Annotated in this window: 23 protein-coding genes and 1 pseudogene; 22 read left to right on the forward strand and 2 right to left on the reverse strand. The window is 60.0% G+C overall.

Going from position 1 to position 21,904, the window contains the following annotated elements; all coding sequences use genetic code 11:
• Window positions 1-139 precede the first annotated feature (139 nt).
• From GIW04_RS04400 to GIW04_RS04475, 16 genes and pseudogenes are all read left to right on the forward strand, one after another.
• The gene (locus GIW04_RS04400; RefSeq protein ID WP_057005349.1) at window positions 140-2,164 is read left to right on the forward strand and encodes a DNA topoisomerase III; all 2,025 of its coding nucleotides are present in this window, start codon (window positions 140-142) and stop codon (window positions 2,162-2,164) included.
• Between the two features lie 1,607 nt (window positions 2,165-3,771).
• Window positions 3,772-4,485, forward strand: coding sequence for a DUF5983 family protein (locus GIW04_RS04405; RefSeq protein WP_057005350.1), 714 nt, complete (start codon window positions 3,772-3,774; stop codon window positions 4,483-4,485).
• Window positions 4,486-4,794: 309 nt separating this feature from the next.
• Complete coding sequence (locus GIW04_RS04410; protein WP_057005351.1) at window positions 4,795-5,595, forward strand: hypothetical protein; 801 nt, start codon at window positions 4,795-4,797, stop codon at window positions 5,593-5,595.
• Window positions 5,596-5,678: 83 nt separating this feature from the next.
• Window positions 5,679-6,041, forward strand: a complete 363-nt coding sequence (locus GIW04_RS04415) for a DUF3085 domain-containing protein (protein ID WP_057005352.1) — start codon at window positions 5,679-5,681, stop codon at window positions 6,039-6,041.
• Window positions 6,042-6,154: 113 nt separating this feature from the next.
• Complete coding sequence (locus GIW04_RS04420) at window positions 6,155-7,492, forward strand: IS4 family transposase (RefSeq protein ID WP_082643881.1); 1,338 nt, start codon at window positions 6,155-6,157, stop codon at window positions 7,490-7,492.
• Window positions 7,493-7,623: 131 nt separating this feature from the next.
• Window positions 7,624-8,458, forward strand: a pseudogene (locus tag GIW04_RS04425) (phosphoadenosine phosphosulfate reductase domain-containing protein).
• A gap of 319 nt (window positions 8,459-8,777) precedes the next feature.
• Window positions 8,778-9,329: an STY4534 family ICE replication protein gene (locus tag GIW04_RS04430; protein WP_057005353.1), complete on the forward strand. Its 552-nt coding sequence runs from the start codon at window positions 8,778-8,780 to the stop codon at window positions 9,327-9,329.
• Window positions 9,330-9,592: 263 nt separating this feature from the next.
• On the forward strand, window positions 9,593-10,420 hold the full coding sequence (locus GIW04_RS04435; protein WP_057005354.1) for a DUF932 domain-containing protein: 828 nt from the start codon (window positions 9,593-9,595) through the stop codon (window positions 10,418-10,420).
• A gap of 449 nt (window positions 10,421-10,869) precedes the next feature.
• On the forward strand, window positions 10,870-11,178 hold the full coding sequence (locus GIW04_RS04440) for a hypothetical protein (RefSeq protein WP_024718111.1): 309 nt from the start codon (window positions 10,870-10,872) through the stop codon (window positions 11,176-11,178).
• 226 nt (window positions 11,179-11,404) lie between these two features.
• Window positions 11,405-11,989, forward strand: coding sequence for a PFGI-1 class ICE element type IV pilus protein PilL2 (pilL2, locus tag GIW04_RS04445; protein WP_057005355.1), 585 nt, complete (start codon window positions 11,405-11,407; stop codon window positions 11,987-11,989).
• Window positions 11,986-12,642 carry a hypothetical protein gene (locus GIW04_RS04450; protein WP_057005356.1) on the forward strand — a complete coding sequence of 219 codons (657 nt, stop codon included), beginning with the start codon at window positions 11,986-11,988 and terminating at the stop codon, window positions 12,640-12,642. Before pilL2 ends, GIW04_RS04450 begins: the two co-directional genes overlap by 4 nt.
• 9 nt (window positions 12,643-12,651) lie before the next feature.
• Window positions 12,652-13,389 (forward strand): TIGR03759 family integrating conjugative element protein, encoded by a 738-nt coding sequence (locus GIW04_RS04455; RefSeq protein WP_057005357.1) that lies wholly within the window; start codon window positions 12,652-12,654, stop codon window positions 13,387-13,389.
• A gap of 35 nt (window positions 13,390-13,424) precedes the next feature.
• The gene (locus GIW04_RS04460) at window positions 13,425-13,955 is read left to right on the forward strand and encodes a transglycosylase SLT domain-containing protein (protein WP_235000080.1); all 531 of its coding nucleotides are present in this window, start codon (window positions 13,425-13,427) and stop codon (window positions 13,953-13,955) included.
• Window positions 13,952-14,503: an integrating conjugative element protein gene (locus GIW04_RS04465; RefSeq protein WP_057005359.1), complete on the forward strand. Its 552-nt coding sequence runs from the start codon at window positions 13,952-13,954 to the stop codon at window positions 14,501-14,503. The genes GIW04_RS04460 and GIW04_RS04465 overlap by 4 nt, the downstream gene beginning before the upstream one ends.
• Window positions 14,504-14,513: 10 nt before the next feature.
• Window positions 14,514-16,685: a type IV conjugative transfer system coupling protein TraD gene (gene traD, locus GIW04_RS04470; RefSeq protein WP_057005360.1), complete on the forward strand. Its 2,172-nt coding sequence runs from the start codon at window positions 14,514-14,516 to the stop codon at window positions 16,683-16,685.
• On the forward strand, window positions 16,682-17,431 hold the full coding sequence (locus GIW04_RS04475; RefSeq protein ID WP_057005361.1) for a TIGR03747 family integrating conjugative element membrane protein: 750 nt from the start codon (window positions 16,682-16,684) through the stop codon (window positions 17,429-17,431). Before traD ends, GIW04_RS04475 begins: the two co-directional genes overlap by 4 nt.
• Before the next feature lie 15 nt (window positions 17,432-17,446).
• On the opposite strand, the gene GIW04_RS04480 is transcribed toward GIW04_RS04475, so the two are convergent.
• Both GIW04_RS04480 and GIW04_RS04485 read right to left on the reverse strand, forming a co-directional pair.
• Window positions 17,447-18,736 (reverse strand): type II toxin-antitoxin system HipA family toxin, encoded by a 1,290-nt coding sequence (locus GIW04_RS04480; RefSeq protein WP_057005362.1) that lies wholly within the window; start codon window positions 18,734-18,736, stop codon window positions 17,447-17,449.
• The gene (locus GIW04_RS04485) at window positions 18,733-19,056 is read right to left on the reverse strand and encodes a helix-turn-helix domain-containing protein (protein WP_024718120.1); all 324 of its coding nucleotides are present in this window, start codon (window positions 19,054-19,056) and stop codon (window positions 18,733-18,735) included. The genes GIW04_RS04480 and GIW04_RS04485 overlap by 4 nt, the downstream gene beginning before the upstream one ends.
• A gap of 377 nt (window positions 19,057-19,433) precedes the next feature.
• Here GIW04_RS04485 and GIW04_RS04490 point away from each other — a divergent pair, with 377 nt between their 5' ends.
• From GIW04_RS04490 to GIW04_RS04515, 6 genes are all read left to right on the forward strand, one after another.
• Complete coding sequence (locus GIW04_RS04490) at window positions 19,434-19,790, forward strand: integrative conjugative element protein, RAQPRD family (protein ID WP_057005363.1); 357 nt, start codon at window positions 19,434-19,436, stop codon at window positions 19,788-19,790.
• On the forward strand, window positions 19,787-20,020 hold the full coding sequence (locus tag GIW04_RS04495; protein ID WP_057005364.1) for a TIGR03758 family integrating conjugative element protein: 234 nt from the start codon (window positions 19,787-19,789) through the stop codon (window positions 20,018-20,020). The genes GIW04_RS04490 and GIW04_RS04495 overlap by 4 nt, the downstream gene beginning before the upstream one ends.
• A gap of 16 nt (window positions 20,021-20,036) precedes the next feature.
• A complete protein-coding gene (locus GIW04_RS04500) occupies window positions 20,037-20,393 on the forward strand; it encodes a TIGR03745 family integrating conjugative element membrane protein (protein WP_057005365.1) in 357 nt (118 codons plus the stop codon).
• Between the two features lie 10 nt (window positions 20,394-20,403).
• On the forward strand, window positions 20,404-20,805 hold the full coding sequence (locus GIW04_RS04505) for a TIGR03750 family conjugal transfer protein (protein WP_057005366.1): 402 nt from the start codon (window positions 20,404-20,406) through the stop codon (window positions 20,803-20,805).
• The gene (locus tag GIW04_RS04510) at window positions 20,802-21,494 is read left to right on the forward strand and encodes a PFL_4703 family integrating conjugative element protein (protein ID WP_057005367.1); all 693 of its coding nucleotides are present in this window, start codon (window positions 20,802-20,804) and stop codon (window positions 21,492-21,494) included. The genes GIW04_RS04505 and GIW04_RS04510 overlap by 4 nt, the downstream gene beginning before the upstream one ends.
• On the forward strand, window positions 21,491-21,904 hold a 414-nt coding region (locus GIW04_RS04515; protein WP_236478935.1), incomplete at its 3' end, for a TIGR03749 family integrating conjugative element protein. The genes GIW04_RS04510 and GIW04_RS04515, both read left to right, overlap by 4 nt.

The following is a 21,904-nucleotide window of genomic DNA, read 5'->3' on the forward strand; positions in this document are numbered from 1 at the left end:
GATTCAACTGCCGCAATCTTGCCTCCCAGGGCCAACAAGCCGGTTATTGTCGAGTCCACCTTGTTTGCGGTCTCTCGCGGTCTCCCCGGACATGCTGGTGCTCATTCGATGGACACCACGCTATTTCCGAGGAGGTTGCATGCGCGTGTATCTGTGCGAGAAGCCTTCGCAGGGTAAAGACATCGCGCGTGTGCTGGGTGCGAAACAGCGCGGAACTGGCTGCTACAACGGACCAGGAATTGTCGTGACCTGGTGCATCGGTCACCTGATCGAGGCGGCACCACCGGAAGCCTACGGTGAGCAGTACAAGCGCTGGTCCATTGAACAGCTTCCCATTCTTCCCGAGCGCTGGCGCAGCGAGGTCAAGGCCTCCACTGCCGCGCAATTCAAGGTCGTCAAACAGTTGCTCGGACAGGCCACCGAACTGGTGATTGCCACCGATGCTGATCGCGAAGGCGAGATGATTGCCCGCGAAATCATCGAGCTGTGCGGCTACTGTGGTCCCATTCAACGGCTGTGGCTGTCGGCACTGAATGACGCCTCCATTCGCAAGGCACTGGACGCGCTCAAGTCATCGAGCGAGACCCTGCCGCTGTATTACTCGGCACTCGCCCGCTCTCGCGCCGATTGGTTGATCGGCATGAACCTCAGCCGGTTGTTCACGGTGCTCGGCCGCCAAGCCGGCTACCAGGGCGTCCTCTCAGTCGGTCGTGTGCAGACGCCGACGCTGCGTCTTGTGGTTGATCGCGACCGCGAGATCGCCCGGTTCGTGTCTGTTCCGTTTTGGTCCGTCGAAGTGCAGCTATCGCACGCCGGCAATTCTTTCACCGCAAACTGGATGCCGCACGATGCCACCACCGATGCTGCAGGTCGGTGCCTGGACCAACGAACGGCCCAGCAGGCAGTAAGCCAAATCGGCGGCACTCGTGAGGCGCAGGTGCTGTCGGTGGAAACCGAGCGGGTCCGCGAAGTCGCGCCTCTCCCGTTCGACCTCAGCACGCTGCAGGAAGTCTGCTCGCGTCAGTTTGCTCTCGACGTTCAGGAGACACTGGACATCGCGCAATCGCTGTACGAGACGCACAAGGCGACCACCTATCCCCGTTCGGACTCCGGCTACCTGCCGGAGAGCATGCTGGCCGATGTGCCGACGGTACTCAACGCCATCCTCGCAACTGATCCCAGCCTGCGCCCCTTGATCGACCAACTCGACCGCACCCAACGCTCACGCGCCTGGAACGATGCGAAAGTCACTGCTCACCACGGCATCATTCCCACGCTGGAGCCGACCAACCTTTCTGCCATGTCGGAGAAGGAGCAGGCCGTTTATGGGCTCATCCGTTCGCATTACCTGGCGCAGTTTCTGCCTCACCATGAGTTCGACAGAACAGTCGCCACCTTGTCAGCCGGCGGCCAGACACTGCAGGCGACGGGTAAGCAGGTTGCCGTCCTGGGATGGCGCCTGGCGCTAATCAACAGCGGACCAGCAGCACCCGACAATACGGACGACGAGCCCACCCAACGTAGCCAGATCCTGCCGCTGCTATCCGAGGGCACACATTGCCAGGTCCACTCTGTCGATCTGAAAGCGCTGAAGACACTGCCACCCAAGCCGTTCACGCAGGGGGAGTTGATCAAAGCCATGAAGGGTGTCGCCAAACTGGTGACCGACCCACACCTGAAGCAGAAGTTGAAGGAAACCACGGGCATCGGCACAGAGGCCACCCGTGCAAACATCATCAACGGCTTGCTGGGCCGAAGCTACCTGATCAAAAAAGGCCGATCCGTCCGCGCCTCCGAGGCGGCTTTCACCCTGATCGACGCAGTTCCAGCGGCCATCGCCGACCCGGGCACGACCGCCATTTGGGAACAGGCGTTGGACATGATCGAAACCGGTCAGTTGACCCTGGACACCTTCATCGAGAAGCAATCGGTCTGGATCACGCAACTGGTGCAACAGTACCGTGACATCATCTTGTCCATCCAGATTCCCGAAGGTCCAGCTTGCCCATTGTGTGGTGCAGCGACGCGGCAGCGCACCGGCAAAACCGGTCCTTTTTGGTCGTGCAACCGTTATCCTGACTGTAAAGGCACCGTACCGTTCGAATCGTTCGATGGGAAGCAAGCCGCTTCGCGCAAGCGGCGGACCGCTCCCAGAGCTTCCTGACGCCTGCCAGACACGTCCTGCCCCAGCCGCGTTTTCCAGCGGTTGTCAGGAATGGCCCCGCTACCCGCGGGGCATCCCAAGCATGCCCCCGCCTTCTGCAATGGCATGTACCTCTCCAGCGGCTCGTGTCGTCGGGAGGATTGAAGGTGCTTTCCTGCCCGGCCGGATGCACGGCCTGTTGATCGGCACTCTCTACGTCCGGCCCGAAGGGTCTCCTGGCGCCTTGCGCGCGAGATGCCAGGAGACCCTTCGGGGACGACGGTGTTCTCCCCCGGTGCCCGCCGGTGAAACAACGGGCTCCTTTTGTGCGCGGATGTGCGCCGAAAGATATCGACCCCAGCCACGAAACGGGTCGGGTGCGATCTGCTCCAGCGACAGGCGTTGACGACGGCCAGAGTCCCTGCGACAGCCACAGGTGGTATCCCTGTCCCCCGCTGGAGGCGTACTGCCTCCAGCGCCTTGTTCCTCTCCGCATCTTGAACGCCGTCTGCCTGCGACCTGTCCAGAACCGGGTGACTTCGCCACAACCAGAACAGAAGATGGACACATGCACCTTCAACCCCTTCGGTACGGCAGCGTGTGCCGCCGCATCAAAGTCATGAACTTGGCCGCCGAACAGGGAGAGTGGCATGTCGCCATAATTAGGCGTCAGCTCCGGTAATGATGACGAAAGCCCCATACCGGTGCCGAACTATGAAACCCTATTTCTGCTACTACGGGAATACCCCGGCACAGCGGACAGGTACCAATGACGGGGGCTCTGGCTAATGCCCAAGGAGTGCCGCCGCCTTTAAGGCATACCGGACGACTACACCCTGGTGCCGTATCGCGTGCACCTCGCTGCAAAGCCATTGGCAACTCAATGGCCGTGCCTTGCGGCCTAGCTCGGACGACACCTGCAACAGGTCTTGCAATAACAGGGGCGCGCAAAAAGCCCATTGTCGGCAGACGCCATGAAGCCGCTTTGCCATTCTGCCACCATCTGTTGCTAACTCCGGTCAGCACCATGCCAGCAGCCACGGTCCTCAGGCTGCGACGTGGAGGTTCCACGTAGACCGATCCAGTCCGCTTCGCATCGTTTTACGCGGACGTGCGCCACACCTAGCGCCGATGCTCTTCATTCCCGCGCAACCCCGCGTTTCTTCATTCGACGCATGGCACTGACCAGTTCAGAACTGCCGTCGTGTCGGCGTACGCGAATTCAATCCACCGCGCCTATGGCGCATCGTCTTCTGGAGGCTCCCATGGCACTGTGCAGCAAATCACGACTGTTCGAGTTCGGCGGCCATGGCTGCGTCATCAGCAACGAGGTGATATTCCACCCACGACTCAACACAGGCACTGAATCTCGGCGAACAACTGCGCGAGGCCGTGCTGCAGAACCAGATCGATGAAACATCGTGCCTACTCAAGCGCTAGACGGTGAGCCTACTTGTCGGCATCTCCGACCTGCATATTCAAGCGATCCTGCGAGCGCACGTTGCGCAGCTTCTGCTTGATACCTCCAACGCTGAGTGCTTCGACTGAAGCACCAGCATTTATTCACCCACTGGGACCCGATCCCCAGTTGGGGATGGGCTCCGCCTAACCTCTGCTGGAGAAATACCATGTCTCAGACTCCCAATCCTTTCATCCGAGGCTACCAAAACCTGCATGTCGTTCGAACTCTCTGCATCACCTATGAAGACGACAGCCCGCCCGTATGGCGGCGACTTCATCCCAGCCAAGCACACCTTCTGGACGATCAAATCGCACAGTTTCCCTGCATCCTGTGCAACGACTTCGCGCTGATCACGGAAGGCCAGGAGGTCGGCGACGACCTTGAGGCACAGTGCCAAACCGAAGGAATCGTCCGCTCGGTGGTCTACGCCGTCCTCGGCGGCGATGCCGGGCAGCCCATCCACATCGGCGATACCTACGCCGCTGAGGACGCGCGGGAAGTTGTACGGCGCCTGACTTTTGAGACTGGCTTCTACAGCCGATGCTGGGAAATCAGTACGGCGCACATCACCGAAGAAGCGGGTTGCTACCTGACAGAGCTTGCAGACATCGCCACGCCGATCGGTTTTCTGTTCGTCGCTTTCCGGATCCCATACAGCCCGGCGATCGGCGTCAAGGTGATTGCCACGCCCTGGACCGATGCCAACCTGCAGTACGTCGAAGGCATCACCGCCGAGCAGTTGCGGCAGGAGCAATGCGACAAAGGCATGCCGGAGTCGCTGGTGAATGTTCTTCTTCTGGCCGCGCAGGCTTATGTCCGCATCCTGATCTTCGACGCCGACGCACCGGTACTCGACGGCTTGCCGTTGTACGAAGAATGACCCTTGCCACGACATACCTTCTAGCCCCTCAACCGAGGGGCTTTTTTCTGCTCGGATGAAACGACAAATGCGGGGCACGCCGGTTGCCGATTGACGCGGGCCTACCGCCGTGTGGCGATGTCATTCTGCGCACAGGTTTGCTGGCGTAGCCGGCACCATCCCAGGTAGTCGAGACCTTCAAGACTTCGGTGCGGCTTTGCGCGCTGGTCACTGTGCTCCCTGATGCACGCAGCATCTATTTACCCACCCCCCAAGGGATACCCTCCCTTGCGGGCAGGAGTCCCTTGTTTTCCTCAAAGGAGTCTCCCCATGGATCACTCGTCCATTCGCACGCAGATACCAGCGTTGGTGTCGGCCCATGTTCCGCGCAATGTTCGCAGCTTCAAGTTCCGCATCTACGAAGACCTTCCGCAGGAATCCTCGCTCGGCGTCCGTATGGACCCGCAGCCCTTCGAGGGCAAAATTGTCGCCAAGACCGATCAGGTCATTGTGGTCAAGATCGGTCGTGCCGAATTCGCCGTACTGGATCGCCACCAGGTGAGCCAGGAACCCGACGAAGGCACCAAGGTACAAGTCCAACCCTATGTTCGTCGCCGCTTCGACGGTCTTCGCGCGGATACGCCCGAAGAGCGCACAGAAGTAGCCTCAGACGGCACTCCATACACGGTGAAGACACACATTCTCGGATCAGCACCGGCCAAGTTGCCGGCCCCTGAACTGCGTTGCCCGGAGTTGCAGGAACTCGTTCATCAACTGGAGCAACTGCCCGCTCCCGATGGTTTCCGGCGCATCACCCACCTCCTGGTGGATGCCAAGGCCAGGGATTTCACCTGGGTCGACCCGTTGCCCAACAACATCATCGAAACGCCACCCGCGATCAGCTTCACGGTCTCCACGGAGAAATTCCAGGGCCGCGTCACGGTGCTCTATGACCGTGCCGGCGACCATTACGCCGTGGAGTTGCGCCACGCTGATGAACTCATCCAGCGCGTGGACGAGGTGTACTTCGACATGCTCGGCGAAACGCTGGAACACCTGATCGACGACGGGCATTGGCGGCAGATCCAGGTGGAAATCCTGTCGGACGGGCGCAAGCCGATCCGGCATTGATCAGTCGACCAACACCACTCCTTACCTGTCCAGCTTCCTGCCTTCCTGGCGGGAGGCATTTTCCTCAAGCAATGGAGACCACCATGTTGCGATTCAAAGGTACAAATTTGCGTCCCGTGCTGGCCGAGGCAATCGCTCACAAGGGCCGCCTCATCCTCGCCAAGGATCATGGGGTGTATTTCCTGGCCGAGTTCGGCGAGCGTACACCCGATGGGCAGCAAAAACTGCTGGCCTACGCCGTTGGCTGCGATCCCGACATCGATCCATTCGATGACTGGTGGGAACTCGCCCGCACCGAGCTTGGCGGGGATGACTTCGGGGAGTTTCTTGATCCTCACGATGCTGTCTTCACCCGCATCCTCAACAGTGAAGACGATCTTGAGTTGTCGGCCACGCCGACACAGCTTTCGCTGCAAGCCGTTGCGTCCAAGCCTGGTAAAGGCTAGCTCACCACCTGATCACAAGGCCTCCATCCGGGCAATGCTGTTCACTTAAGGATTGTTGACTAATCCTTGAACCGCTGGAAAATCCGGAATTCGATAAGGATTCCGGATTTTTTTTGTCTATTGCCCAGGATTTGAACACTGTTTTGGAAACTGCCGGACAGTCCCTTGCTCGATTGGATGTCTTGGCGGAACACATCCCAGTGGAATGGATAGAGGCTGCGGCGACATTAGCTGAGCAAGCCAGCATTCGCCGTCGCCGATTACCTTCCGACCTGGTTTTATGGCTGGTGGTGGGCATGGCTTTCTTTCGCGGCGAACCGATTGCCGAGGTCGCTCGCCGCCTTAATATCTGCTCCAAGGGCTTGGCCAACGAAGTGCTTCTGGCCAACAGCGCTCTCTCCAAAGCCAGGCAGCGTCTGGGTAAAGAACCCGCTTCGTGGCTCTTCCAGCAGTGCGCAAATGTCTGGGGTTATGAGCGTTACCCGAAAGACCACTGGCATGAACTGCAAGTCTTTGCCGTCGATGGTGCGTTGTTTCGAACCCAGGAAACACCGCAACTGCGTGATCACTTCGGGGCAGGCAATACCTCCAGCGAACGACAAACACCGTACCCGGTCCTGCGTCTGGTGGCCTTGATGAATGTCCGTTCTCATGTACTCGCCAATGCGGCCATCAGTCCATATCGTCGCGGGGAAATCCCCTTGGCTGCCGAGTTTGTCGAGGCGATTCCCGCTCACTCGGTCACCTTGCTGGATAAAGGGTTCTTCAGCGCCGACTTGCTATTGAACATCCAGAACGGTGCGGCCAATCGGCACTGGCTTATTCCAGAGCGAAAAGGCCTTGTGTCCACAGAACTGCTGCGGTACGGCGACGGGGATCGCCTTCTTCAAATGCGCGTCTCGCCTCAGGCTCGAAAGAAAAATCCGACGCTGCCGGAGCACTGGCAGGTTCGAGCGGTGACCTACGAAATCCAAGGAAAAGAGAAAACGGTATTCACCTCTTTGCCCTCCGAGCAGTTCAGTGCTGAACAAGTGGCTACGCTGTACCACGAACGCTGGGAAATTGAACTGGGGTTCAGGGATATCAAAAGTTCAATGCAGGACAACGCCTTGACGCTTCGAAGCAAAACCGTGGACTTGGTGTATCAGGAGTTGTGGGGATTGCTACTCGGTTACAACGTCGTGCGTAGAGAAGCCAGTCAGGCCGCCGTGGCCCACCAGCGGGCGCCTTGCGAGATCAGTTTCAAATTTGCCTGCCAGTTTATTGCCAGCCACTTGGTTGTTATGGCAGCGGTGTTGTCGCCCTCGCACACACCACGAAGATTGAAGGAGCTGCGCGGCAGCATCGGCACGCTGTTCATAAAAAAATGCCCCAGGCCGTCGAGACCCAGGGCAGTGAAGATGTCTAAAACCCGATATCCAGTGGATCGCAACGCTGCTCCGCTTAAGTGAACAGCATTGCTCCATCCGGGGGCCTTTTCTGAACAACGGCCATGTGACCGCATGCCTGTCTCTCGTTCCTTTCACAAGGAGTTCCTTCTGTCGTCGGTGCCTGCCGGCACGCCAGCCTGGAGACAGCTCACATGCGCGACCCATTCAAGATTGACCAACCCACCTGTATCAGTTTCAGCGGCGGTCGCACCAGCGCCTACATGCTGTGGCGAGTGCTGCAGCCAATGCGGGCCTGCCTGCGGATACCGTAGTCTGCTTCGCCAACACCGGCAAGGAAGTGGAGGCCACGCTGCGTTTCGTACGCGAGTGCAGCGTACGGTGGCAGGTGCCGATCCAATGGCTCGAATATCGCGATGCGTTGCCCGGCTTCGCGGTGGTCAATTTCGCAAACGCCAGCCGGCAAGGCGAACCCTTCGAGGCGCTAATCCGCAAGCGCCAGCACCTGCCCAACCCGGTAGCTCTGGGTTGCACCACCTCCCTGAAAATCCGTGCAATGCACAAGTTCGTAAGCAGTTTGGGTTGGACCGATTGGGATCAGTTCATCGGCATCCGGGCTGACGAGCAGCACCGCGTGGCGAAGATCAGGACGCGCAGTCATTCCACAGAGTCCAGCGAGAGACGATGTGCATGCCGTTGGCCGAGGCTGGCGTGCGCGAGGTGACCGCCTTCTGGCAGGCCCAGCCCTTCGATCTGGAATTGCTGACCGTGAACGGCCGCACGCTCGAAGGCAACTGCGACCTGTGCTTTCTCAAGCCACAGGGACAGCGGCTGGCACTGATCAAGGCCAAACCGGGGTCCGCCGTCTGGTGGATACGTATGGAGTCTTTGAATCTTGCCAGCAAACCCAGCGGCGCGCGCTTTCGCCACGATGACCCGAGCTATGCCGACCTAGCCCGATTCACCGCCCACCAGCGCGACATGCTCGATTCCGACGAAGCGTCCATCGCCTGTTTTTGTGGTGACTGAACAATGGGGATGCGCGCCAGTACCGATTTCCGGTAGCGGGCACATCGCACGGGTGCCACGTTACAGCCGTGTTCCGCTGACGTTGTCAGCAACATGCCCAGGTGGTCACGATCTTCAAGACTACGGCGCGGTTCCGTCCGCGTTGATCAATCCAGTTCGCACTCGGCATCCCAGATGCGAACGCCCATCGAGTCTTCGATGGTGATGCCAGTCTAGTTGTACCGGATCCCAGGATCCATCAACCCACGCGGGGGTTACACACCTCCCGTCCGGGTCGGTGTGTCTCCGCACTCTTGTCCTGCAAGTCTGGAGATTCACCATGACCACTTCATCCGAAAAAACCTTTTTCGATCTTCACATCACCGGCCTCGGTTATCTCAATCGCGTTCGCGAAGTGAAGCCAAAGAAAGGTGATCCGTTCCTGGCCTGCGATATCGCAGCGCTCAATGGTCCGAGCGACGACGTCTCGTACGTGCGTTTTGATACGCGCGTATCGGGCTCGGAAGCACAACACCTGGTTCGTCGCTGCATCGAGGCCGTCGAGGCGGAGAAGAAAGTGATGATCGGGTTCCGACTCAGCGACCTGTGGGCTGATACGTTCACCTACACCAAAGGTAAACGTGCAGGCGAACAGGGAGTGAGCCTCAAGGCCCGTCTGCTGTTCATCAGTTGGATCAAGGTCGACAGTACTTTGGTTTACAAGGCCGAGCCGAAATCGACCAAGGCCGATGAAAGCAAATCGCAAGCCCCTGCGGCTTCCGAAACGCCTGTCAGCCAAGAAGCACCCGCTTCGGAAACCTCCGAGCCTGTTGCAGAACCTGTCGACAAAGCCACCGATGCACAAACACCGGCACTGGCCGAGTCGTTCTGATCCGTAACGCCGGGGTGGTCCTTCGATTCAACCCTCGTGCGGTTGATATCGGGCCAACATAAGCCCCGGCCTTCCTTCATTGCCTAATGGGTTATTACGCCATTGGCGTATCCATCCGCATCGGTACGACCGACATGCAGATAGGCTTCTTCCTGCCAATTTTCGTCCAGCCCCTGCATCGCGGGGCTTTTTGTCCTATGCACTCGTGCTCGCCTGGCTCCTAGCCAGTCGTTGTCGGCTGCTCAATTTTCAAGGAGTTTGTCATGCAACTTGCCTCTCGTTTTGCATCACGTTCCCCCGTGCTACGTGCTGATCATCCGCTGTCGGATGACCAGATCCGCGCAGTCGCCCCTTCCATCTTCGCGGAAAACCCGCATGAAAGCCGTTCCGAGCGGTACAGCTACATACCGACCTGCGCTGTACTGGCGAAACTACGCGATGAAGGGTTCGAGCCCTTCATGGTGTGCCAGACCCGCGTGCGTCACGAAGACCGTCGTGAATTCACCAAGCACATGCTCCGGCTTCGTCATGCGAGCCAGATCAATGGCAAAGAGGCCAATGAAATTATCTTGCTCAATAGTCACGACGGTACGAGCAGCTATCAGATGCTGGCGGGTATGTTCCGCTTTGTCTGCCAAAACGGTCTGGTGTGCGGCAACATCGTCGGTGACGTCCGTGTGCCTCACAAGGGCAACGTGACGGAACATGTCATCGAGGGCGCCTATGAAGTCCTGCGTGGCTTCGACCAAGTACAGGACTCCCACGAAGCCATGCGAGCTATCACGCTCGACGATGGCGAAGCAGAGGTCTTTGCGCGCTCGGCACTGATGCTCAAGTACGACAGCCCGGACAAGGTGCTGCCGATCACTGAAAGCCAGGTGTTGGCGACACGCCGGTTCGATGACCAACGCACGGATCTGTGGTCGGTGTTTAACCGAGTACAGGAAAATCTGGTCAAAGGAGGTCTGTCCGGCCGGACTGCCAACGGTCGTCATCAACGCACACGCCCGGTGCAAGGCATCGATCAAAACGTACGCCTCAATCGGGCATTGTGGTTGCTGGCCGAAGGTTTGCGACAGCTCAAAGCTTGACCGCTCGCTGACTTTGCCCACTCCGGGCAGAGTCAGCGATTCTCACACATCGCTCCTGCCAGAGCGCTCTTCAATCCCCAAGGGACTGTACTGGCCTCGCGGGCTGGTGCCGTCCCTGCTTCTTCGTAAGGACATCACCATGCCCCATGCATCCGCCATCCAACCGCTACTGCGCATCCACGGACCGACTTCTTTATCCCAAAGGAGCTTTAGCATGAACCTTCGATACCTCCCACATCTGCGCTCCGCGCAGCCCTTCTCCGCCCAAGGAGCACCGTGCCATCAGTGGTGATTTAGCGTTGGTGGTTATCACTGACGAGCAACGCAGTCTCACGACCATTCAATTACTCGTCGAGGCAGTTGCCCCCTGAAGGCCGAGATTGTCGGTTTATCCACCTGTTGGGGCCCATCCCCCCAAGGGTGCTGTGGTCCTCAACAAGGAAACTTCCATGGCACATTCATCCAGATACCACCGCCGCCACTCCAAGCTGTTGTTTCCGGTTGGCGCGTTGATCTTCAGCAAGGGCGTCGATCGCCTGATGCGTGAAGGTCGCCTTGATCCAATGCCGTTCTTTCAACGTCATGCGCGTGGTGACTGGGGCCAGGTTTCCGACGAGACATGGTACGCCAACAACGCCGCGCTGAAGATCGACGGGCAGCTCAATTCATTCTACGTGGTCACCCGCGAAATCAGCCTTAGCATCATGTCCGAGGCCGACCGCAGTGCCACCATGATCCGGCTACCGTCGGAACGCTGAGGCCGCTCTTGCCATTATCTACCGACTTCCGGTCGCCAGTACCGGTCAGTCACTTTTTTCACCGCCCGGGGGCCTAACTCGGCCCCTGTTCCCCTTGGCCTAAGGCAGAGTTTCCGAGCGCGGCCAAGGCCATGATCAATCTGGTGACTCGGCGAATCCTATTGTTTGCTGATGCACCGGCCTTGTGAGGCGATGGTGTCGGTTCCACGCTCCAGAGAATCGACCGATGCCAGCATTCAGCCAAAATCACCCCAGCAAGGTCTTACTCTGCCTGCTGATGACAACCGCTCTGGCCGGTTGCACGACGGCATCCGCGCCTACCCCGCCCACTCCGGCAGAACCCGCAAAGAAAGGTCCCAGCGCGTCCGCGCGCTGGATGCCGGAGTTCATCCCGGTGGTGCGTTATGGCCGGTACACCCTGGTCGAGTTGGCCCCGGCATCAGCGCAACAGGACCTGCTGCTTCAGGTCGTCGATGTGGCCGTTCCCGAGACACGCACAGCCACCGTTGGGGACGCCCTGCGTCATGTCCTGCTCCGTTCTGGCTACCAGTTGTGTTCCAGCAGTGATATCGCAGCGCTGAATGCGCTCCCGCTACCGGCTTCGCATTACCGACTGGGTCCGCTGTTGTTGCGTGATGCGCTGCTCACGCTGGCCGGTCCTGCCTGGGATCTGGAAGTCGACGACGGCGCACGCCGGATCTGCTTCACACACGCAGCACAGCCCACCACCGATGGCGCCCTTCCCCAATCCGGACCAGTCGCCCCTGTCGGCATAGCGCGGCCTCCATTGAAAACGGAGGCCAGGCCATGACGGGATCTCAATCCACCACAGCCGTTTCCCGCAGCATGCTGTTGCGTGCAGCAGGTATCACATGGCTGGTCCTCACTAGCGCAGCCACGATCGTCAACCATGTCTCACTGTCGAGTCTGGCCACCCAGGCCAGCGCCAACGCTCAGGCCAGCCAGGTTGTTGCCTTGGAAGCCCGACTGACTGATCTGAACCAGCGCCTCGACGTTCTGCAGAAACGGCCTGTCGCCTTGACCCAAGCCCGTTATGAGGCTGATAGCAAAACACTTGAGCAACGAATGACCGCCGTCGAAAGCGGGCTCGACCAGCGTCTGACAGCAGCCAGCCTGTCTTCTCTGGAAACACGCATCGACCAGTTGACCTCCCGTCTGGATAAACCCAACCAGACGACTCCAGTACCGGTGCGCACCCGTGTGACACACCCCACAAAGCCAATCCAAACAGCAAACCTACCGTTCACGGTTATGGGAACGGAGCTTCGCGGCGGCGAACGATTCCTGTCGATTCTGCCAACTGGCAATGCCGCCTTTTCCGAGATGCGCGTCCTGCGTCCCGGTGAGACCGACAGCGGCTGGCGCCTGCAAGCCATCGATGGCCAGACCGCCGTGTTCCAGCGCGAGAACGACGGTCAGACGCATCGATTGACGCTGCCATAGGGGCTCCGGATGAACAGCAATCTTGTTTTCCGCGCGTTAACGCTGAGCCTGATCGCCTTCTTTAACTCTCCGGTGATCGCACAAAACGCTCGCACGATCGCCTCTACCGTCTCGCCCAGCGAGGAACAAACAGCGACCTCACGCGTCAGCGACGAACAACAGGCCCGTGACTGGGGGTTGCACACGGAAGAATGGGCTCGCTATCGCCAATTGATGCAGGGACCGCTGGGCCTTTTTTCGCCCAACCTCGACCCATTGACCGCACTCGGCATCGAAGCGCGCTCCGAGGAAGAACGCGACCGCTATGCCGAGTTGCAGGTTCAGGTTGAAGCCCGCCGCGTCGAAAAGACGCTGGCATACCAGCAGGCCTACGACGCCGCCTGGCAACGCCTGCACCCGGGCATGCAACGTGTCACCCTGCCCGGCCATACTCCACGCAATTCCTCCACCACAGCCAACAGCACCGACCGCATCGCCGTGTTCATCAAGGACGGCTGCGCGCCCTGTGGCCTGGCGGTTCAGCAGTTGCAGGTATCCGATGTCGGCTTCGACCTCTACATGGTTGGCAGCCGCGCCAACGACGCGCTCATTCGCGACTGGGCAAAACGCGCCAGGATCAATCCAGATCGCGTACGCAACGGTTCAATCACGCTCAACCACGATGCCGGTCGCTGGCTGTCTTTGGGCCTGCCGGGGGACCTGCCTGCCGTTGTGCGGCAGGTCAATGGCCAATGGCAACGGCAGTGACCCGCTGGCGTCATCGGCTCGTGGTACTGGGCTGGATGGCCATAATCGCCTCCGCCGGCGCGCAGGAAGTGCCGCCGCCGGCGTACCAGATCGCCGCGCACCGGGCTGGCATTCCTTCTGCAGTGCTGTATGCGGTGGCGTTGCAGGAGAGCGGGCTGCAGCGCGATGGCCGGATAGTGCCGTGGCCCTGGACCCTGAATGTGGCGGGCGCACCGCGCCGTTTCAGTTCCCGCGCCGATGCCTGTGCAGGTCTGCAAAAGGCGCTGCGGACGGCTCCCCCCTCACGCGTCGATGCCGGACTCGGTCAGGTCAATCTGGGTTATCAGAAGCACCGTTACCAACAACCCTGCGAACTACTGGATCCGTATCGCAACCTCGCTATCGCCGCGGAAATTCTGCGCGAACAGCACACCGACGGCGAGGACTGGCTGCTCGCCATTGGACGCTACCACCGCCCGGCCGGAGGGGCACCGGCCGCCCGCTACCGCATGAGTGTGCACAAGCACCTGCAGCGCGTGCTCGGCGGCGCCCTCGCTGAAAACTCCCCCAAGAGAAAACCACTATGAGGCTCCATCCTCCTCTGCGAATCGCCGCCCCATCGCTGTTCGGCCTGCTATGCCTGGCCACCAGGGGAGCGCTCGCGGACGCCCCCTCGTTGATCGTGGTCGAAGACCGTGGCGGTGTTTCGGCATGGCCCTACTACCAATCACTGAATCTGCGGCCACGCCAGGACCAGCCGTTGGCCCCTTCCCTCTCCGCACCTCATCCTTCACAGCAACGTTTCAGCGAAACAGACATGCTGCCGGTTCGTTCCGGGCGGCTGTCGCCGGGGGAGGAGCCGCGCAGGGTCATCCAGGCCTCCGGGCTGCGGCCAATGTTTCTGGTCGGCGATGACGACCGCTCGCGCCAATGGTTACGCGAGCGTGCAGCAATCCTGGGCGAATTGAATGCGGTCGGCCTGGTCGTCAACGTGGCATCTGCCGACGCCCTTGCCACCTTGCGCGGGCTGGTCCCGGGCCTGACACTATCGCCGGTATCGGGCGACGATCTCGCAGAACGCCTGGGGTTGCGCCATTACCCCGTGCTGGTCACTGCCACCGGCATTGAGCAGTGAGCCGCTCGCCATGGCCCAGCCTCATGCGGTGGAAGTCCTGCTACGGTCAGCGGTGGAGTTGTACACGGTGGCCGTCTGCGCCGCCGCCGCGCTTCTGTGCCTAGTGGCGCCATGGTCACTCGCGTTAAATCCACTGCTGGGCCTGGGATCAGCCCTGGCGTTCCTGGTGTTTGGCATTATTCGGCTCCGTGAGGCTCGGTTCATTCTGCGCTATCGGCGCAACATCCGCCGTCTGCCGAAGTACGTGATGACCAGCCGCGCTGTGCCGGTCAGTCAGCAGCGCCTGTTCATCGGTCGGGGGTTTCGCTGGGATCAACGGCACACGCATCGGCTGATGCAAACGTACCGCCCCGAGTTTCGTCGCTATGTGGAGCCCACGGCCGCCTACCGCATCGCCCGCCGCCTGGAAGAGCGACTGGAATTCGCACCCTTTCCACTCTCAAAGCTTGCCCGACTGACGGCCTGGGACAGCCCATTTAATCCGGCGCGGCCGCTACCTCCAGTCGGTGGCATGCCGCGCCTGCATGGCATTGAACCGCATGAGGTGGACGTCACGCTTCCGCTAGGGGAACGGGTTGGGCATTCACTCGTCCTGGGAACCACGCGGGTGGGCAAAACAAGACTCGCCGAGCTGTTCATCACCCAGGACATCCGGCGGCGTAACGCAGTTGGCGAGCACGAAGTGGTCATCGTCTTCGACCCCAAAGGCGATGCGGACCTGCTCAAGCGCATGTATGTCGAGGCCAAACGCGCCGGGCGCGAGGGCGAGTTCTATGTTTTTCACCTCGGCTGGCCAGATATTTCCGCCCGTTACAACGCCGTGGGACGGTTTGGTCGCACCAGCGAGGTGGCCACGCGCATTGCCGGTCAACTCTCCGGCGAGGGTAATTCCGCGGCGTTTCGCGAGTTCGCCTGGCGCTTCGTCAACATCATCGCCCGTGCACTCGTCGAGCTGGGGCAGCGGCCCGACTACCTGCTGATCCAGCGGCACGTGGTGAACATCGACGCCTTGTTTATCGAATACGCCCAGCACTACTTCGCTAGCAACGAGCCGAAGGCCTGGGAAGTCATCGTGCAGATCGAGGCCAGGCTCAACGACAAGAACATTCCCCGCAACATGATCGGCCGCGAGAAGCGCGTCATTGCGCTCGAACAATACCTGTCACAGGTCAGGGTCTACGATCCGGTGCTGGACGGGCTCAGGTCTGCCGTGCGCTACGACCGCACCTACTTCGACAAGATCGTCGCCTCGTTGCTGCCCCTGCTGGAAAAACTCACGACCGGCAAGATTTCTCAGTTGCTGGCCCCGGACTATGCCGATCTGGCCGATCCCCGGCCCATTTTCGACTGGATGCAGATTATCCGGAAGAAGGCCGTGGTGTATGTGGGCCTGGATGCGCTCTCGGATGCCGAGGTTTCAGCCGCCGTGGGCAACAGCATGTTCAGTGACTTGGTGTCGGTCGCTGGACACATCTACAAGTTCGGAATTGACGATGGTCTACCCGGCACGGCGTCTGGGGTCAAAGTACCGATCAACGTGCACGCCGACGAGTTCAACGAACTGATGGGTGATGAGTTCATCCCCATGGTCAACAAAGGCGGCGGTGCCGGTCTCCAGGTCACGGCCTACACGCAAACGCTCAGTGACATTGAAGCGCGTATCGGCAACCGCGCCAAAGCCGGTCAGGTGGTCGGTAACTTCAACAACCTGTTCATGTTGAGGGTGCGGGAAACTGCGACCGCCGAGTTACTCACGAAGCAATTGCCGAAAGTTGAGGTATACACCACCTCATTGATGAGCGGCGCCACCGACAGCTCCGACATTCACGGCAAGACCGATTTTACCAGCAACACCCAGGACCGCATCACGACGACGAGTGTGCCCCTGATCGAACCCGCCCATGTTGTCGGCCTGCCCAAGGGGCAGTGCTTTGCACTGATCGAAGGCGGCAACCTCTGGAAGATTCGCATGCCGCTGCCGGCACCCGACCCTGACGAAGTGATGCCTAGGGACCTGCAGCAGCTTGCTGGGTACATGCGCCAACACTACGCCGAGGCGGGTGACTGGTGGGACAGCAAAGCACTACCGGGCCTGCAGGATGCCCCCCTACCTGATGACCTGCTTGACGGGTTCCGGCATATGGCGACCGCCGAAATGGATGCTGAAGAGGCGCAACCGTGAGTGACCCGGCCAACACAGCGCAGCGCCAGCAGACCCAGCAGCAGGGTTTGATCACCGGCATCATCACACTGCCATTCCGGTTTGTGGCCGTGCTGTTGGGGTCTTTGTTTCTGTCCATCGTGATCGAATGCGTGGGTATGCACCTGTTCTGGGCCGATCAAGGCTGGCGGCATGCGCAAGGCATGCTGGACTACGAACTGACGCAGCTCTCACAACACTTCATGCGCAGCGCCATCTTGCAGGAACCGGGACGAACCGCGTCCTGGCTGGTAGAAACGGCTTACCAATGGGTGTTCGTCAAAAGCGGGCTCATCGACTGGATGCGCGACGCATCCGCCAAAGCCAGTTCACCCAGCCAGGGAACGGGTCGGGATTTCCGTTTTTATCTGAGTCAGGTTTATGTGTACCTGGAGAGCTACCTGATCGCCAGTGCGTACACGCTACTGGTGTTCCTCGTCCGGCTGCTGGTGCTGGTACTGACCATTCCGCTATTTCTGATGGCGGCTTTCGTCGGTCTGGTCGATGGCCTGGTGCGGCGGGACATCAGGCGCTTTGGTGCGGGCCGTGAGTCAGGCTTTGTCTACCACCGGGCAAAGGCCAGCCTGATGCCTCTCGCCGTCATGCCTTGGGTCCTTTACCTGACCCTGCCCGTCAGCGCACACCCGCTTCTTATCTTGCTTCCCTGCGCAATTCTGTTAGGTGCCGCAACAGACCTCGCAGCAGGAAGCTTCAAAAAATACCTATAAGTGCTGAGCGGTATTTCAGGCCAGTAATGCCTGCGCCGCCTCCATTTGCTCGTGCTCAAACGCTGGAGCAAAATCGTCCAACTCGCTCGCTTGCAACCCCACCACTGCACTGAGCGCAATCTGCCGCCAGTCCAGCACGGCGTCATACACTTCTGCCAGCACGGCCAACGCATCCTCCCGGCTCAACGAAAAATAGGTGCTCCGCGCCAGCAGCATCTCAAGATCGGTGATCGGTCCATCCTCCTCCGATAGCCAGGTTTTCGACTCTCGCTCTTTGTCCGGGAAGGGATTGACGTCGAATGCCGGTGCCAGCCGCCAGAGCCCCTTTTCCACATGAAGAAAGCCATGGTTCTGCAGGTGGTCATCCACATTGGTGATCAGTAGGTTAAACACCAGTCGCCGCCACAGCTGCTGCACATCTGCGGTCGGTGCATGCCCCACGGAACGGATAGCATCGGCAATTTCGGTATAGCTTCGATCCTCTTCGCGCGACGCCTGCAGCAAAGACGCGGCGGACTGGTATGGAATACGCCCATCAGCACCATCGCGATCGAAACGGCGGATGATAGCGACCGGTACGCCATCCAGCTCTATGATACGGGCCGGCGCGGCATTGATACCTGCTTGTTTTGCCAAGCATAAGGCCAGCACTTCGCCGCGCGTCACGCTACGGGTGTCGCCCACGCTTGGGAATTTTCCTATGGCGAGTGCGCCATCCTCATCGACCACCGTGCTCTTGGGGCGCATCCCGCCGAGCGATGTGCCTTTGCCCTGTAGGTAACGCAAGTCTTCAGTGCTTTCCTGACCTTTCTCAACTGCCCGGCTGGCCTGGTAGATGCGCTGCAATTCCAGCAGTGGCGGTGTAGCGCGCCGTCCATCTTCAGTCGTCCGGCAATATTGTCCATTCTGATCGCGCAGTCTCAGCGCGCCGATCCGGCTGAAATCGTCAACCGCCAGCAGGTAGTCCATCTCTGTCAGCGACGCGAGCGATGGATTACCCTTACGACGCTTGGCATGGTCACGTGCGATGACCCGGCGTCCCCAAGCGTCCGGTGTCGTATCGGCAATGGCGAAATGAAAGACCGAATCGTGAGCTGAGGGAGCTCTACGTGGCTGATAACCCGAGATCAGGCTGAGATCGGCAGAAACATTGAACCCCTCCTGATTCCCCAACCATCCCTGCTCATAGGCAAAGGTGGTGTTCTCGCGGCGCCCCTGCTTGACGTAAATAAGAGTGCCAACAGCTATTCCCGCCTTACCAAGACAGACCTGGACTTGCTGGCGAACTGAAGTAACCGATTTCATAATGCCCCCGATGCCGGCGGTTTACTGCGTACACGTTTAGGCAATTGTTCATCCATCAGCGTCAGCCCGATATCGTCGTGCGCCGTATCCAGCAGGTTGGCCAGCGCCTGTACCTCACCGAACACGTGCAAGGCGCGGGCGAAGAAATGAATAGGCACCCGCATATCCCCTTTCTCCATGCGCCGAACAGTGGATACAGAAGCCCCCATTCGCTCTGCAAGCGAGGCCTGTGAAATCCGTCGACGCCTGCGTGCAAGCTCAATGTCGCTGCCGAGCTTGCGGAGCGCCCGCTCGACGGGTAACGGCAGTGGTGTACTCATTTATCATCCTCATAGGAACGCTTAAGGCTATTATCAGTTCCCATAAGAACAATTACCTCACGCCTCGTTACTGTTGTCAATAAACATCCCATGGGAGCGCTAGTAAGCGATTAGCGCTCCAAGCAGAATGCTAAAGTGAAATCTGACAAGATATCAGCCCTTAGCGTCCACGATTTCGATACGCAGAGACACAGATGAAGAGATAGCTGTTCTGCGATGAAACAGTCGCCCCTGCCACTCTCTTCAGAATGCACAACGCAACACCACCGAAAAAATGTATGTAAGGAAAGTGGTGAGGAGTAACTCCCCATTGTTTGCGGCTTTCCACCAGCCATCCCCGCAGCATCGAGCCATTCGAGTCCATCGGAAATGGCGCCATGGCAAGGTTTCACAATTCGGCTTACGCATGGCGACGTCCTGTCGTAGCGTTGCTGCTCACCAGTATCGTCATCACTCAGCCCGCCGCCGCAGCTGACGATGGGTATGAGCGTGAACACCTGGCGGCCGTCGCCCGCCAGCTCGACCTGCTTGACCGCCTGGCCAAACAATCCGCCAGCACCGCCCCCGAGTCACGATCCCGCTATCACTTCGACTATCGGCGTCTGGACGCCGACCTGCAGCGCATGCGGTCGGGCATCGACGACTACCTGACGCCCCAGCGTGCACAGCCACGCGATCCCTTTGCACTGCTTGGTGATTACCGCCAGGACGCCGAACAGGGGGATGACCGATGAACGCCAACCAGCTTGCCGCCTTTCAGGCCAATGCAGGCTTCACCCCTTCTGCTGTCGCCGGCGTACTGCTCGGCGCCGTGTTCGCAACTCTGCTGCTGTGGGGCGTATGGGCCCTGCGCACAGCCTATGTCGGCTGGTCGGAACAGCGGATTTCCCAGCGTCAGTTCCTCGGCGTCGCGGTGAGGTTTATCGCGATGTACGTCGTGCTGACTTTTTTCCTGCTCTCCTAACGCAGAGGCTTACATCATGAACCCGCTCTCGCATCGCTTGCATTCGGCACGTGTGGCCGTCCTGGCCTCCGCATTCGCCATGCTGTCTTCGCTTGCCCGGGCCGATCTCCCAACCCTGGAAGATCCGTCACGAGGCACCGGGTCGGGCATCATGGATACACTGCGCAACTACGGTTACGACATCGTGATGCTCGTTGCCTTGCTGGTGGTCGCCTCGATGTTTGTCGGCGTCTGCTACCACGCCTACGGTACCTATGCCGAGATCCACACGGGTCGCAAAACCTGGGGGCAATTCGGCCTGACGGTGGCGGTGGGCGCCGTCCTGCTGGTCGTCGGTATCTGGCTGCTCACTGAAGCCACCGGCGTGCTCTAGGACTCATGCCATGAACACGCATCAGGACATTCGGCCTGACGGGACGGTAGTGTTTCTTCCACACCGTCTCAACCGTCACCCTGTGGTCGTCCGCGGCCTTACCGCGGATGAGCTGTGGATCTGCGCCGGGCTGTCGGCGGCAGGCAGCCTGGTGGTTGGCGTGCCGCTGGCCTTTGTATTTTCGACGATCGCCATCGTGCCCACGGCCATCATGCTGGGCATCGCTGCCGGGGTATTTGCCGGTGGAGGCATGCTGCGTCGCCAGAAACGTGGCAGGCCCGATACCTGGCTGTATCGCCAACTGCAGTGGCGTATTGCACAGCATCATCCAGCCTTAGCGTCTTTTGTGGGCGCGCACGCGTTAGTGATCCGCTCGGGTTACTGGAGCACGCGCAGGAGCAAGGCACTGTGAGCCGGTTCAAGAACGAAATCACTCACCTCCAGTCGCACATCAAGACCTTGCGGCTGGGGCTTGGCGCACTACTTGTTATCGCCTTGCTGATGGGCGGCGGCTGGTGGAGCGCACCGCGTGACCTGACCGTGCACGTCCCGCCCGACCTGCGCTCCGGCAGTACCCGCAAGTGGTGGGAAGTGCCACCCGAAAGCGTCTACGCCTTCTCGTTCTACATCTGGCAGCAACTCCAACGCTGGCCCACCAACGGTGACGAAGACTATGCGCGCAACATCCATGTACTGGCGCCCTACTTCACTCCCGCCTGCCAGACCTTTCTGCGCAACGACTACGAATACCGCCGTACGGCAGGTGAGTTACGCCAGCGGGTACGAGGCCTCTATGAAATCCCCGGGCGTGGCTACGGCGAGAACCCGACCCAGCGGGTGAAAGTCGTTTCCGACCGCGACTGGATCGTCACGCTTGATGTGACGGCGGATGAGTACTACGGCGCCGAACAGGTCAAGCGAGCGCTGGTTCGTTACCCGCTCAAGGTCGTACGGGTGGACGTCGACCCCGAGCGCAACCCTTTCGGCCTGGCCCTGGACTGCTACAGCGGCGCGCCGCAACGCATCATCACCCCCGATCCCGTCACACCTGCCAGCACAACGCCGGGCGGGCTGGGTGGCGCTATGGGAGTGACGCCATGAAACACCTGCTCTGTGCCTTCAGTTTGCTGCTCACCGTTGTGTTGTCGCCAGCAGCCCGCGCCGTGGAGATCCTGCACTGGGAACGCCTGCCCCTGGCGATTCCCCTGGTCGTGGATCAGGAGCGGATCGTGTTCATCGACCGCAACGTCCGCGTGGGTGTGCCTGCTTCACTCGCCGGACGCCTGCGGGTACAAAGTGCCGGTGGTGCACTCTATCTGCGCGCCAGTGAGCCCATCGAACCGACACGCCTGCAACTGCAGGATGCTGACAACGGGACACTGATCCTGCTGGACATCGCGGCCGAGCCCGCTGTGACAGGCCAGGCGGCGATGGAGCCGGTGCGTATTGTTGAGGCTGAGGGCCCGGCTCAACGCTACGGCCAGACGCAGACATCTCAGGGCAGTCATGGC

The organism is Pseudomonas sp. PA-4-8C (assembly GCF_021606625.1).
GTDB classification, from domain to species: Bacteria; Pseudomonadota; Gammaproteobacteria; order Pseudomonadales; family Pseudomonadaceae; genus Aquipseudomonas; species Aquipseudomonas lactis.

What these genes read in the sequence shown, in the direction of transcription:
- GIW04_RS04400 (WP_057005349.1), top strand. Translation starts at nt 140, where the DNA reads ATGCGCGTGTATCTGTGCGAGAAGCCTTCGCAGGGTAAAGACATCGCG.
- GIW04_RS04405 (WP_057005350.1), top strand. Translation starts at nt 3,772, where the DNA reads ATGTCTCAGACTCCCAATCCTTTCATCCGAGGCTACCAAAACCTGCAT.
- GIW04_RS04410 (WP_057005351.1), top strand. Translation starts at nt 4,795, where the DNA reads ATGGATCACTCGTCCATTCGCACGCAGATACCAGCGTTGGTGTCGGCC.
- GIW04_RS04415 (WP_057005352.1), top strand. Translation starts at nt 5,679, where the DNA reads ATGTTGCGATTCAAAGGTACAAATTTGCGTCCCGTGCTGGCCGAGGCA.
- GIW04_RS04430 (WP_057005353.1), top strand. Translation starts at nt 8,778, where the DNA reads ATGACCACTTCATCCGAAAAAACCTTTTTCGATCTTCACATCACCGGC.
- GIW04_RS04435 (WP_057005354.1), top strand. Translation starts at nt 9,593, where the DNA reads ATGCAACTTGCCTCTCGTTTTGCATCACGTTCCCCCGTGCTACGTGCT.
- GIW04_RS04440 (WP_024718111.1), top strand. Translation starts at nt 10,870, where the DNA reads ATGGCACATTCATCCAGATACCACCGCCGCCACTCCAAGCTGTTGTTT.
- pilL2 (WP_057005355.1), top strand. Translation starts at nt 11,405, where the DNA reads ATGCCAGCATTCAGCCAAAATCACCCCAGCAAGGTCTTACTCTGCCTG.
- GIW04_RS04450 (WP_057005356.1), top strand. Translation starts at nt 11,986, where the DNA reads ATGACGGGATCTCAATCCACCACAGCCGTTTCCCGCAGCATGCTGTTG.
- GIW04_RS04455 (WP_057005357.1), top strand. Translation starts at nt 12,652, where the DNA reads ATGAACAGCAATCTTGTTTTCCGCGCGTTAACGCTGAGCCTGATCGCC.
- GIW04_RS04460 (WP_235000080.1), top strand. Translation starts at nt 13,425, where the DNA reads ATGGCCATAATCGCCTCCGCCGGCGCGCAGGAAGTGCCGCCGCCGGCG.
- GIW04_RS04465 (WP_057005359.1), top strand. Translation starts at nt 13,952, where the DNA reads ATGAGGCTCCATCCTCCTCTGCGAATCGCCGCCCCATCGCTGTTCGGC.
- traD (WP_057005360.1), top strand. Translation starts at nt 14,514, where the DNA reads ATGGCCCAGCCTCATGCGGTGGAAGTCCTGCTACGGTCAGCGGTGGAG.
- GIW04_RS04480 (WP_057005362.1), bottom strand. Translation starts at nt 18,736, where the DNA reads ATGAAATCGGTTACTTCAGTTCGCCAGCAAGTCCAGGTCTGTCTTGGT.
- GIW04_RS04485 (WP_024718120.1), bottom strand. Translation starts at nt 19,056, where the DNA reads ATGAGTACACCACTGCCGTTACCCGTCGAGCGGGCGCTCCGCAAGCTC.
- GIW04_RS04490 (WP_057005363.1), top strand. Translation starts at nt 19,434, where the DNA reads ATGGCAAGGTTTCACAATTCGGCTTACGCATGGCGACGTCCTGTCGTA.
- GIW04_RS04495 (WP_057005364.1), top strand. Translation starts at nt 19,787, where the DNA reads ATGAACGCCAACCAGCTTGCCGCCTTTCAGGCCAATGCAGGCTTCACC.
- GIW04_RS04500 (WP_057005365.1), top strand. Translation starts at nt 20,037, where the DNA reads ATGAACCCGCTCTCGCATCGCTTGCATTCGGCACGTGTGGCCGTCCTG.
- GIW04_RS04505 (WP_057005366.1), top strand. Translation starts at nt 20,404, where the DNA reads ATGAACACGCATCAGGACATTCGGCCTGACGGGACGGTAGTGTTTCTT.